We start from the raw sequence: 12,987 nt of genomic DNA, 5'->3' as shown, positions 1-12,987 counted from the left end.
TCGAATGTGGCTGCTTTACGAAATGCCAGAAACTTCATTCCAATTTTAGGATTGGGAGTTACCTTGGCTTGATGTTTGTGCGGCGTTTGCGTGGATTCGACAGACCAACGATCGCCCGTGCGCTTCCGCGCGCGGCGGTTGCAATGCTGTTGTCTTCCAGCATCCTGGCCGTGGAAACCCAGCGCGCCGCCGCCTTCGAGATCTTCGGAATCAAGCTGTGGGGCTCGTCGAAGGAAGACGACGCCGACGTCGTCGACCCGCTCGACTATGCCGTCACCTTCGAGGTCGACACGTTGGACGACGACCTGAAGGAAGCGATCGAAAACGCCTCGTTGCTGAAAGGCGAGGAGGAGCGGCCGGTATCAGGCTCGCTCGGCCTGCTCGCCAAGGCGCGCAACGACCGCGAGCGCCTCGTCGCCGCGCTGTTTTCCAAGGCGCACTATGATGGTGTCGTCAACATTTCCATCGCCGGCAAGAATCTCGACGATCTGGCGCCTGACGCCGTCTTCGACGGACCGCAGCCGGTCCCTGTCACGGTCACGGTCCAGCCGGGCTCGATGTTCACGCTTGGCGATGTCGTGCTCAAGGGCGATGCCGCCAACATCAGGGGCGCCGATTTCGGCCTGATAGCTGGTGGCAATGCCGCCTCCGACGCCATCCTCAAGGCCGAGGCCGGCATCGTACGCGCGCTCAAGGAAGAGGGCAGGCCGCTCGCCAAGGTGACCAGCCGCACCATCGTCGCCGACCATGCCACCACCACGCTCGACGTCACCCTCGACGTCGCCGCCGGCCCGATCGCCGGTTATGGCGAAACGACGGTCGAAGGCACCGAGGCGGTGGACCGCGATTTCACCGTCTACATGACCGGGCTCGAGCCCGGCCGGAAATACTCGCCCAAGGAGATCGAGGAGGCGCGCAACCGCCTTCTGGCGCTCGAAGTGTTCAGCTCGGTCTCGATCAACGAGGCGCTGGCGCTCGATCCGACCGGCAATATCCCGATGGATGTCCGCGTCAGCGAGCGCAAGATGCGCTATTTCGGTGCCGGCGCCACTTTCTCCAATACCGAAGGCGCGGGCGTCGAAGGCTACTGGGGCCACCGCAACCTGTTCGGACGTGCCGAAAAGCTGCGCATTGGCGGCTCGATCGGCCGCATCAGCGATACCACCGAGCTTGGCAAGCTCAACTACAATGCCAGCGTCATGTTCGAGAAGCCCGGCGTCATCGGGCCGGCCTCGAAGTTCTTTGCCAACGCCAAGGTGTCGTTCGAGCACCCCGACGCCTATGACATCTTCTCGGTCAAGGGCAATGCCGGCATTTCCTACGAGCTGGACCGGCAGCAGACCGTCTCGGCCTCGCTCGCCGTTGACTACTCCGACATTGAGGACGCACTCAACCCGGAGGGCAAGCGCTACCTGCTGGTCTCGACGCCGCTGCAATACGCCTTCGACAACCGCGACGACAAGCTCAACCCGACGCGCGGCTTCAGGGCGCTCGCCTATGTCGAGCCGACCTATGACGCGTTGAACGGCAACGCCTTCGTCAAGCTCAAGGGCGAGGGCTCGGCCTATTACGGCCTCGGCGACCAGAACCGGTTCGTTCTCGCCGGCCGCGTCGCCATGGGCTCGATCCTCGGCGCCGGCCTCGACGACGTGCCGGCCGACCGGCGCTTCTACTCCGGCGGCGGCGGCTCGGTACGCGGCTATGCCTATCAGGGCATTGGCCCCGAGATAAACGGCAAGCCGACAGGCGGCCTGTCCTATGCCGAAACCTCGCTCGAGATTCGCTACGCAGTCAACGACAAGTTTGGCATCGTTCCGTTCGTCGACGCCGGCACCGTCTCGGCCAAGCAGTTCCCCGATTTCGGCACCGTCAAGGTCGGTGCCGGCATCGGCGTCCGCTATCTCACGCCGTTCGGCCCGCTGCGCGTCGACGTCGCCGTGCCGCTCAATCCGGGGCCGGGCGACCCCAGCTATGGCTTCTACGCCGGCGTCGGCCAGGCATTCTGACCGCGATGGTTATGCTGAAGAAAATCCTGCGCATCCTCCGCATCGCGGTTCTCGTCGTGCTGGCCTTCGTCATCGGCGCCACCGCCGTTTTCACGCTGACCGCCAAGGGTCGCGAAAACCTTGCCGGGCTGATCTCGAGCGTCGCCTCGACGCCCGACCAGAAGATCAGGCTGAGCGGGCTGAGCGGCATCTGGTCGGGCAATCTCCGGCTCGACAATGTGGTGATCGAAGACAGCCAGGGTGCATGGCTTGCGCTGCGTGGCGTTGCTGTCGACTGGTCGCCGCTGGCGCTTTTGTCGCGCACCTTCCGCGCCGACCGGATCGCCGCCGACCGCATCGAAGTCGCTCGCCTGCCGCAGGGCGGCACCAAGAAGGAAAGCAGCGGCGGCCTTTCACTGCCGGTTTCCATCGACATCAAGGCGATAGAGCTGCCCGAGATCGCGCTCGGCGAAGCGCTGGCCGGCACCGGCATCGCCGAGCTTGCCGCCAAGGGCATGGTCCGCGCCGACCGTTCGCCGCTCGGCATCGAGACCAAGCTCAACATCTCGCGCAGCGACGGCAAGCAGGGCGTCGTCGACGCCGACATCGCTTTCGCGCCGGCCGACAACCGCATCGCGCTCAACATCCGCGCCGCCGAACCTGCTGGCGGCATCATCGCCAACATCTTGAAACTTCCCAACCAACCGGCGGTCGAACTGGTCGTGTCGGGCGAGGGGCCTGCCGCCAACTGGAACGGCAACGGCACTTTTGCCGTCGACGGCAAGGTCGTCACCCGCATTTCCGGCACCCATCAGCTGACCGACAATGGCAACGTCATTTCGGCCAAGGGCGAGGGTGCGTTTGAGGATTTCCTGCCCGCGGCGCTCAAGCCGCTGCTCGCCGGCAACACCACTTTCGACGTCGCTGGTACGCGCACGACCACGGGCGGCCTCGACATCGAGCGCGCCACCGTCGCCAGCAGCGCGCTCACCGCCAACGCCGCCGGTTCGCTCAACCCGGAAGGCGCTGCTGACCTGTCGCTCGACGTCACGGCAAATGAAGGGCCGATCGTGTTGAGCCTCGGCAGCGATGCCCAGCCGGTCACCGTTGCCATCAATGCCGCCAGCCTGCGCGCCTTCGGCGACGGCAAGGTGCCTGCGGTCGATTTCAGCGCCTCGCTGGTGTCGGTCATCGCCGGCAACACCGAGCTACGCGACATCGCGGCATCGGCTCATTCCGAAGGCTTCGACATTGCCAACCGCAGCGGCCCGCTGTCGATCAAGCTGGGTGTTGCCGGACTCAAGACCGACGTCGCGACGCTCGCGCCGCTGGTCGCCGGCCGCGTCGCGGTCGACATGGCGGGTTCCATCGGCAAGGATCAGGTCGTCGTCGACGAGGGCACGATCCGCAGCGACACGCTCAACGGTTCGCTGAACGCCAAGCTCAACCTGGCCGACTTGTCGCTTGAACTTGGTGTCAAGGCCGATGTCGCCTCCAGTGCGCTGCCTGCAGGTGTCCGCATCGCGCTCGCCGAGCGCACGCAGTTTTCCGCCACCGCCAGCCGCGACGCCGAGGGCAGCTTTGCCGCCAATGCGATCGAGTTCACCTCGGGCGCTCTGACCGCCAGCGGCACGGCGCGCATGAAGGGCACCGATGTCGATGCGGACCTCAAGGGCTCATTCGCCGACATCTCGTTGCTTTCCAAGGATGCCAAGGGTTCGGTCGACTTCGCGCTGACCGCCAAGGGCGCGCGCACTGCGCCTGACATCTCGCTGACCGTCACCAGCGACCGCATCGAGGCGGCGGCGCGCGAGATCACCGGGCTCAGCCTGAAGGCATCAGGCAAGATCGACCCGGCCAACCCGGCCGCCAATGTCGCGCTTTCGGGCAACGTCGCCGGTCAGCCGCTTCAGGGCAGCGCGGTGCTCGCCACCGCCGACGGCAGGCGCGAGATCAAGGGCCTGTCGTTGTCGCTCGGTGAAAACAAGCTTTCCGGCGACCTGATCCTCGACCAGGATTTCGCCCCGCTTGGCACCGTCACCATCGACATGCCCGATATCGGCCCGCTCGCAGCCCTCGCGCTCGAAAAGGCCGAAGGCGACCTGCGCGGCAAGATCAACTTCACCCGCAGCGGCGACGTCCCGCAGGCGAGCGTCGCGGTTGGCACTGCTTCGCTCAAGCGTGGCGATCTCTCGGCCAGCGACGTCTCGATCAACGCCGAAATCCTCAACTATCTCAAGGCGCCGGCGATCTCGGGCACGATCAAAGCCAGGTCGGTAACCTCGGGCAAGACGGTCATTTCCGGCATTGATGTCGACCTCAAGCGCGACGGCGAATGGACCGGTTTCTCCGGTGGCGCCACCGTCGCCGAAATCCCGGCCAAGGCTGCAGGCCGCGTCAAGCTGGCAGGCGGCACCACGACGATCGAACTCGCCTCGGGCGAAGCCGTGATGCGCGGCATCAAGGCCGCCATTGCGCGTCCGACGACCGTTTCGATCGCTGGCGGCACGACGACGCTCGACCGGCTGACACTCAACCTCGGCGGTGGCACGGCGACAGTGGCTGGCACCGCCGGCTCGGCGCTCAATCTCAACGCCACGCTGGCCAATGTGCCGGCTTCGCTCGCCAACTCCTTTGCGCCAGGTCTCGGTGCCGCCGGCTCCATTTCCGGCACCGTCAAGGTGTCGGGCGCCGCCGCCAACCCGACCGTCAGCTACGACCTCAAGGTCGCGGGAGCTGCGACCTCGCAGACCACAGGTGCCGGCTTCGGTGCGATGAACATCGGCTCGACCGGCACCTTTGCCGGCGGCAGGCTCACCTTCCAGTCGACCATCGGCGACGGCGCTGGTCTGGCGCTGAAAGGTGGTGGCACTGTCGTCACCAATGCGCCGGTTGCGCTCGACCTCAATTTCTCCGGGCCTGTGCCATTCCAGTTCCTCGGCCGCACGCTTGCCGCCCAGGGCATGGCGCTGACCGGCTCGGCTGACGTCAACGTCCAGGTTCGCGGACCCGCCACGTCGCCGGTCATCGGCGGCAGCATCCGCGCCTCCGGCGCGCGGCTGTTGATTGCCCAGTCGGGCATTGCCATCAACGACATCAATCTCGACGTCGGCATCGCTGCCGGCGTTGCCCGCATCAACCGCCTGACAGGTTCGCTGTCGACGGGTGGCCAGCTCACCGCTAGCGGTACCGTCGGTACCAACGCGGCCCTGGGCTTCCCGGCCGACATCGCCATCAAGCTGACCGACGGCCGCTACACTGACGGCCGCGTGGTCACCGCAAATCTCGGCGGCGACATCGCCATCAAGGGGCCGCTGGTTTCGGCGCCGGTGCTGTCGGGAACGATCAACCTTGCACGCACTGTCATCAGCATCCCGGAGAAATTCCCCGGCGCACTGACTGCCGTCGACGTCAAGCACAAGAACGCGCCCAAGGCGGTTGTCGCCCAGCAGGAGGCTATGCGCCCGCCGGCAAAAGCAAGTGGCGGCAGCGGCGCGCTGATGCTCGACGTTACCATCAATGCGCCCAACCAGATCTTCGTCCAGGGCCGCGGCCTCGACGCCGAGCTTGGCGGCTCGCTGCGTCTGTCGGGATCGTCCGCGTCGCCGCAGGCCGTCGGCGAGTTCACGCTGCGCCGTGGCCGCCTGTCCATTCTCGGCAAGCGGCTCAACTTCACCTCAGGCTCGGTCGGCTTCTCCGGCTCGCTGGTGCCGACGATCAACTTCGCCGCCGAGACGACCGCCGGCGACGCTACCGTCACCATCGGCATCACGGGCGAAGCCAACAATCCGAAATTCGCCTTTTCCTCGGTGCCGGCGCTGCCTGAGGACGAAGTGCTGGCGCGGCTGATCTTCGGCCGTTCGATGTCCAACCTGTCGCCGCTCCAGATCGCCCAGCTCGCCGACGCCGCCGCCCAGATGGCAGGTATAGGTGGCTCGACGTCGCTTTTGTCGAGCCTGCGTGCGACGCTCGGCGTCGATGATATCGACATCAAGACCAACGAGCAGGGCGACACCTCAGTTGCCGTCGGCAAGTATCTGAACGACCGAACCTATCTGTCGATCGAGGCCGGCGACCAGCCGGGCTCGGGCAAGGCGACGATCGACCTGAATGTCGGCCGCGGCATCAAGCTGCGCGGCCAGGCCACCGACGCCGGCGAGGCCAAGGGCGGTATCTTCTACGAGAAAGAATATTGAGCGGACTGCCGCTGCAGTAACCCTTGCACTGACATATCAGCCGAAGTGTCGTGGCACTGCCGTAGGTTGTCGGAACCCGGCATATTAGCTTGGGGCGAAGATTCCGACGAATCCGCTGCGCACTACCATTTTTGCGCCAACTCTGTCGCTATCACGCGAACTGCCCACCTCCCAAAATTGCAAACTTACCTATGGGAACGATGACATCCGACCGTTTTGACAACGGCAATCGGATGCGAAATGGTAACGTTACAGCTTCAATGGGAGACGGAAATGACATTCTACAAGAGCAATTCTGATCTTGTTCCCGGCCACATTCGTGAGCTGGCGAAAAGTGCTGGGTCCGGCGAGATGGACCGTCGCGAGTTTCTGGCCCTGGCGAGCGCTTTCGGTGCCACGACGGCAATGGCCTACGGCATGCTGGGGCTGGTCGCGCCGACCGAAGCCATGGCGCAGGAGCCCAAGAAGGGCGGTGTCATCCGCGTTTCGATGTTCGTGAAGGATCAGAAGGATCCGCGCAGCTATGACTGGCCGGAAATGGCCAACGTCACGCGCCAGTTCCTCGAACCGCTGGTCAAGTACACCCGCACCTTCACCTTCGAGCCGGCGCTGCTCGAGAGCTGGGAAATCAACGACGACGCGACCGAATACAAGCTGAATGTTCGCAAAGGCGCGACCTGGAACAACGGCGACGAATTCAACGCCGACGACGTGATGTTCAACCTGCTGCGCTGGTGCGACAGTGCAGCTGAAGGCAATTCGATGGCCGCCCGCATGGGTGCGCTTGTCGATCCGGCGACGAAGAAGGCCAAAGAAGGCGCCATCACCAAGGTCGACGACTACACCATCGCCATCAAGTTCCCCGCACCCGACATCACCTTCATTCCCGGCGTGTCGGACTATCCGGGTATCATCGTCCACCGCGACTTTGAGAAGAACGGCTCCAACCTGGTCAGCCATCCGATCGGCACCGGGCCTTTCGAGCTGGTTTCCTACGATGTCGGCTCCAAGGCCGTGCTCAAGCGGCGCGAAAACGGCAAGTGGTGGGGTGGCGAAGCCTATCTCGATGGCATCGAGTTCATCGACTACGGTCCCGATCCGTCCGCTGCGGTCAACGCCTTCGAAGCCGGCGAAGTCGACACCAACTACGAGACCGTGGCCGACTATGTCGACATTCTCGACGGTCTCGGCCTGGTGAAGTCGGAAGTCGTGACTGCCGCGACCATCGTTGCGCGCTTCAACGTCAACAACAAACCCTACGAGAACCAGAAGGTTCGCAACGCCATGCAGATGGCGGTCGACAACGCGACCGTGCTGCAGCTCGGTTATGGCGGTCGCGGTTCGGTGGCGGAAAACCACCACGTGGCGCCAATCCATCCGGAATATGTCGAGCTGCCGAAGAAAGCGCGCGATGCCGCCGGCGCCAAGAAGCTGATGGAGGAATCGGGCCACGCCGACTTCGAGCATGACCTGATTACCACCGACGAGGATTGGCACAAGAACACCGGCGACGCCATTGCCGCACAGATCCGCGAGGCCGGCATCAAGGTCAAGCGTACCGTGCTTCCGGGCTCGACCTTCTGGAACGACTGGACCAAGTATCCGTTCTCGATGACCACCTGGAACATGCGCCCGCTGGGCGTGCAGATTCTGGTGCTCGGCTACAAATCAGGCGAAGCCTGGAACGAAAGCGCGTTCTCCAATCCGGACTTCGACAAGAAGCTGACCGAAGCTACGGCGCAGCCCGATGTCGAGAAGCGCAAGTTGCTGATGAAGGATCTCGAGCAGATCCTTCAGGACTCCGGCATCCTGATCCAGTCCTACTGGCGGTCGCTGTTCAACCACTCCGCCAAGTATGTGATGAACCACGGCATGCATCCGACCAATGAGCACGACTTCTACAAGGTCTGGCTCGACAAGCAGGCGTAAGCCGTCCACTGTTGAGGGGAGGGACGTTCACCGTCCCTCCCACTGTTCGCCAGGCAGTCCCGGTCATTCCGGGGCCACCTGATACGAAGCCCAACCCAACAGGCAGGGGGCGACAGTGCTTTCATTCATCCTCAAGCGCCTCGGGGTCATCGGGCTGACGATGCTCTGCCTGACGCTCGTCGTCTTTTTCCTGATCAACCTCGATCCGAATCTGAAGAAGCTGGCGATCAGCCAGACAGAGATGCGCTCGACCACCGAGCAACTGGAAAGCTGGCTGCAGCGCAACGGCTATCGGCAGAATTTCTTCGTCCGCTACGGCCAGTGGCTCGGCGTGATGCCGAAGCAGCCCAATGTCGACCCGGCTACCGGCCAGGCCGTGCCGCGCTTCTCCTTCTGCAACGAGCCTGCAGTGCCGCAATTCTCCGGCGTGCTGCAGGGCGATTTCGGCTGCTCGACCAAATTCAAGACCACGGTTGCGTCAAAGCTGTTTCCGGCACTCGGCGCCACCGGCATCCTGATGTTTTGGGTGATGGTGACGATGGTGCCGATCGCGTTGTTGATCGGCATCTTCGCCGGCATGCGCGAGGGATCGCGCACCGACCGCACGCTGTCGGTGGCCTCGATCGCCACCACGGCGACGCCCGAATATGTCTCCGGCGTCATCTTCACCGTCATTTTCGCCTCATGGCTGGGCTGGTTCAACGGCTCGGCGGCGAGCGCCACCTCGCAGGGCATCACCTTCTACAATTTCACCCTGCCTGTGATGACTATGGCGATCTATGGCATCGGCTACATCGCCCGCATGACCCGCGCCTCGATGGTCGAGGTGATGACCCAGCAATATATCCGCACCGCTCGGCTCAAGGGGCTTTCCTTCGGCAACGTGGTGGTCAAGCATGCGCTGCGCAACGCGCTGATCGCGCCGTTCACCGTCATCATGCTGCAGTTCCCCTGGCTGCTCACCGGCGTCGTCATCGTCGAGACTATGTTCCGCTACCAGGGTTTCGGCTTCACACTGGTCGAAGCGGCCGGGAATAACGACATCGACCTTCTGCTCGGCTGCTCGCTGGTCTCGGTCTTCGTCGTTCTGGTCACCCAGCTGATCTCCGATGTCGGCTACGCCTATCTCAATCCTCGCATCCGCGTTCAATAGGGAGACGGCCGCATGCAGATCGAATATATCGGCGGTTTCCAGGTCTTCCTCGGCGTGCTTGCCCGGTTCTGGCCGGTGTGGCTGGCTATGGCCATTGTCCTGGTCGCGAGCTTCAACTTCCGCAAGCATCTCGGTCTCTACGGCCAGCTCTTCGATTCCGGTGTCGGCATATCAGGCGTGGCGATCTGCTTCTTCTGGCTGTTCACGGCGATCTTCGCAGCCAAGGTCGCGCCATTCGACCCGCTCAGCCAGATTGCTGTGATGAAGGATGCGCTGCCCGGCGCTGTCGAGCCGGCATCCGGGCTAACCTACCTCTTCGGCGGCGACAAGCTGGCGCGCGACGTCTTCTCGCGCATGGTCTATGGCAGCCAGATCGTGCTGATCATCGCACCGGCCGCCACGATGTTCGCGCTGATGGTCGGCATCACGCTCGGCCTGCCCGCCGGCTATTATGGCGGCCGCGTCGACTCCGTGCTGTCATTCCTGGCCAATCTCGTCTTGGCCTTCCCTGTCATCCTGCTGTTTTACCTGCTGGTCACGCCTGGGATCATGGACACGCCCATCCCCTATGCGCTGGCCGGGTTGTTCTTCCTGTTCCCAATTATCTTCTTCTCGGTGCTGTTTTACACCCGCTTCAAGGACCGGCCCGACCGTCTCTATCTGCTGCTCGGCATCACGCTGGTGTTCGGCGGCTGGATCTATGCCGGCCTCGTCTTCAACGCCGATCCGTTCGGTATCGTCTCGATCGAGCCCAACCAGCTCAACATCTTCGTTGCCGTGGTCTTCGCATCCAGCCCTGGCGTGTTCCGCATCGTGCGTGGCCTGACCATGGACATCAAGACGCGCGACTACGTCGCCGCCGCCCAGACCCGCGGTGAGACGCCCTGGTACATCATGCTGTGGGAGATCCTGCCCAACGCGCGTGGACCGCTTATCGTCGATGCCTGCCTGCGCATCGGCTACACCACCATCCTGCTCGGCACGCTCGGTTATTTCGGCCTCGGCCTCGCGCCCGAAAGCCCCGACTGGGGTACCGCAATCAAGGACGCCAGCCGCCTGCTGCGCTCGTTCATCCACCCGGCACTGCCGCCGACTTTTGCGCTGATGTCCTTCGTGCTCGGCCTTAACCTCCTTGCCGATGCGTTGCGCGAACAATCGATGAAGGACTGAGCGCTTGATGTTCGGTCGCCCCCCACTCCGGCCCTTTGGGCCACCTCTCCCCCGCTCGACGAGGGAGAGGAAGGGGCGGCCGCAACGCCTTGCCTCCGACACCAATTCAAACCGTGCAGGACGAGATCCCTTTCCTCTTCCCCGTCGAACGGGGGAGAGGTGCCTCGCGCAGCGAGGCGCAGTGGGGGTCGACCATCCTGTGACAAGGCACCTCCACCAGGAGAGACGTCGATGAACGAAGCCGTGAGAAACGCCACCGCCCAAGAACCGATCCTCGAGATCGAAAACCTCTCCATCTCCTTTTTTACACGCCGCGGCGAAATCCCTGCCGTCATGGATTTTTCCTGCACCGTCATGCCCGGCGAGGCGATGGGCATCGTCGGTGAGAGCGGTTGCGGCAAGTCGACGGTGTCGCTCGGCATCATGCGCGACCTCTCCAACATCGGAAAGATCGTCGGTGGCCGCATCAGGTTCCAGGGCAAGGACATGGGCGACATGTCCGACGAGGAGCTGCGCTCTATCCGCGGCAACAAGATCGCGATGATCTACCAGGAGCCGATGGCCAGCTTGAACCCTGCAATGAAAGTCGGCCAGCAGCTAATGGAAGTGCCGATGATCCACGACAAGGTGTCGAAGGAGGAGGCCTACAATCGCGCGCTTGAAACGGTGCGCGCCGTCAAGCTGCCCGACCCCGAGCGCATGATGCGCTCGTTCCCGCACCAGCTCTCCGGTGGCCAGCAGCAGCGCATCGTCATCGCCATGGCGCTGTTGTCAAAACCTGCGCTGCTTCTGCTCGACGAGCCGACGACCGCGCTCGACGTCACCGTCGAGGCCGGCATCGTCCAACTGGTCAAAGGGCTCGGTAAGCAGTTCGGCACATCGATGATCTTCGTGTCGCACAATCTCGGCCTGATCCTCGAGACCTGCGATCGCATCACGGTGATGTATTCGGGCGAGGCGGTGGAGACCGGCTCGATCAAGGACGTCTTTGACCGCATGCGCCACCCCTACACACAGGGGCTGTTCCGATCGATCCCGCTGCCGGGCGCTGACAAGAACTCGCGCCCGCTGGTCGCCATTCCCGGCCAGCTGCCGCTGCCGCACCAGCGTCCCAAGGGCTGCAATTTCGGTCCGCGCTGCCACCACTTCGTCGAGGGCCTGTGCAACGCCGACGAGATCCCGATGATCCCGGTCACTGGGCATGACGGCCATTTCAGCCGCTGCGTGCGGTTCAACGAGATCGACTGGGCGGCGATGCCGCCGGGTGCCGAAAAGAAGCACGAGCCGGTCAAGCCGGGCGCGCCGGTGCTCCGGATCGAGGACCTCAGGAAATATTATCGCGTCGGCGGCAACGAGGTCTTCGGCTCGAGCGAGGGCCGGGTCGTCAAGGCCAACGAGACGATCAGCTTCGAGGCACGCGAGTCCGAGACCGTCGCCATCGTCGGCGAAAGCGGTTGCGGCAAGTCGACATTGGCCAAGGTGCTGCTCGGCCTCGAAACGGCAAGCTCAGGCAAGGTGCTGCTCGGCAACAAAGAAATCCAGTCGACCGGCATCGAAGACCGTGACGTCGCGACCGTGTCGGCGATCCAGATGGTGTTCCAGAACCCGTTCGACACGCTCAATCCCAGCCATTCGGTCGGCTCGCAGATCATCCGCACGCTGGAAAGGTTCAAGATCGGCAAGACTGTCGACGACCGCAAGCAGCGCATGCTGGAACTGCTCGATCTCGTCAAGCTGCCACGCGCTTTCGCCGACCGCATGCCGCGCCAGCTCTCGGGCGGGCAAAAGCAGCGCATCGGCGTTGCCCGTGCCTTTGCCGGCGAGGCCAAGGTTGTGGTGGCGGACGAGCCGGTGTCAGCACTCGACGTCTCCGTTCAGGCGGCTGTCACCGAGCTTTTGATGGACATCCAGCGCAAGTCGAAGACGACGATGCTGTTCATCAGCCACGATCTGTCTGTGGTGCGCTACATCGCCGACCGCGTGGTGGTCATGTATCTCGGCCACATCGTCGAGCAGGGCTCCACCGACCAGATTTTTTCTCCGCCCTATCACCCGTATACGGAAGCACTGCTGTCGGCGATCCCGATCGCCGACACGAGCGTCGTGAAAAAACACATCGTGCTCGAAGGCGACATTCCCTCGGCGATGAACCCGCCGTCGGGCTGTCCGTTCCAGACGCGCTGCCGCTACAAGAGCCAGGTATCGGGCAATCTCTGCGAAACACAGGTGCCGCCGGTGCGCGAGATGGGCAACGGCCACCAGATCAAGTGCCACCTGCCGCCCAGCGTCTTCGACGCCATGGAGCCGGTCATCAGCATGGGCAAGGGTGCCGTACCTGGCGCGCACGACATCACTCCGGAGGTGTGAGGGGCGGGGTGACGTTAGAAGGCTTTGGGCTGACGCTTCAGGGCTACTGACGATGGAAGTTTGAACGGTGAGGCGTGGAGAGGTTCTCCACGCCTTTGCGTTTTTCTGAACAACAATCGCCGCGCGGGAATTCTCGCAGCATTTGCCCAGTCGCGCTCCTTGGCACCGCCTCTGGCAGGCCAGAGGC

6 protein-coding genes are annotated in these 12,987 nt (G+C 63.6%); all 6 read left to right on the top strand.

Features of this window, described 5'->3' with window-relative positions; translation table 11 throughout:
- Nucleotides 1-143 precede the first annotated feature (143 nt).
- The 6 genes from IHE39_RS25215 (at nt 144) to IHE39_RS25190 (ending at nt 12,800) form a co-directional block, all read left to right on the top strand.
- Nucleotides 144-2,006 (top strand): autotransporter assembly complex protein TamA, encoded by a 1,863-nt coding sequence (locus IHE39_RS25215; RefSeq protein ID WP_246485634.1) that lies wholly within the window; start codon nt 144-146, stop codon nt 2,004-2,006.
- Nucleotides 2,007-2,017: 11 nt separating this feature from the next.
- Nucleotides 2,018-6,181: a translocation/assembly module TamB domain-containing protein gene (locus tag IHE39_RS25210; protein WP_343070130.1), complete on the top strand. Its 4,164-nt coding sequence runs from the start codon at nt 2,018-2,020 to the stop codon at nt 6,179-6,181.
- Nucleotides 6,182-6,454: 273 nt separating this feature from the next.
- Nucleotides 6,455-8,110 (top strand): ABC transporter substrate-binding protein, encoded by a 1,656-nt coding sequence (locus tag IHE39_RS25205; protein ID WP_192568417.1) that lies wholly within the window; start codon nt 6,455-6,457, stop codon nt 8,108-8,110.
- 115 nt (nt 8,111-8,225) lie between these two features.
- Entirely contained in the window at nt 8,226-9,263 is a 1,038-nt protein-coding gene (locus IHE39_RS25200) for an ABC transporter permease (protein ID WP_184767077.1), read from the top strand.
- Nucleotides 9,264-9,275: 12 nt separating this feature from the next.
- Nucleotides 9,276-10,433 carry an ABC transporter permease gene (locus IHE39_RS25195; protein WP_184767078.1) on the top strand — a complete coding sequence of 386 codons (1,158 nt, stop codon included), beginning with the start codon at nt 9,276-9,278 and terminating at the stop codon, nt 10,431-10,433.
- Between the two features lie 231 nt (nt 10,434-10,664).
- Nucleotides 10,665-12,800 (top strand): dipeptide ABC transporter ATP-binding protein, encoded by a 2,136-nt coding sequence (locus tag IHE39_RS25190; RefSeq protein ID WP_192568416.1) that lies wholly within the window; start codon nt 10,665-10,667, stop codon nt 12,798-12,800.
- Nucleotides 12,801-12,987 lie beyond the last annotated feature (187 nt).

This window comes from Aminobacter carboxidus, from assembly GCF_014863355.1.
Taxonomy (GTDB): Bacteria; Pseudomonadota; Alphaproteobacteria; order Rhizobiales; family Rhizobiaceae; genus Aminobacter; species Aminobacter carboxidus.
This window is presented reverse-complemented; position numbering and strand designations above follow the sequence as displayed.

Excerpts from the sequence above, each read along its gene's own strand:
- IHE39_RS25215 (WP_246485634.1), top strand. The coding sequence starts at position 144 with ATGCTGTTGTCTTCCAGCATCCTGGCCGTGGAAACCCAGCGCGCCGCC.
- IHE39_RS25210 (WP_343070130.1), top strand. The coding sequence starts at position 2,018 with ATGCTGAAGAAAATCCTGCGCATCCTCCGCATCGCGGTTCTCGTCGTG.
- IHE39_RS25205 (WP_192568417.1), top strand. The coding sequence starts at position 6,455 with ATGACATTCTACAAGAGCAATTCTGATCTTGTTCCCGGCCACATTCGT.
- IHE39_RS25195 (WP_184767078.1), top strand. The coding sequence starts at position 9,276 with ATGCAGATCGAATATATCGGCGGTTTCCAGGTCTTCCTCGGCGTGCTT.
- IHE39_RS25190 (WP_192568416.1), top strand. The coding sequence starts at position 10,665 with ATGAACGAAGCCGTGAGAAACGCCACCGCCCAAGAACCGATCCTCGAG.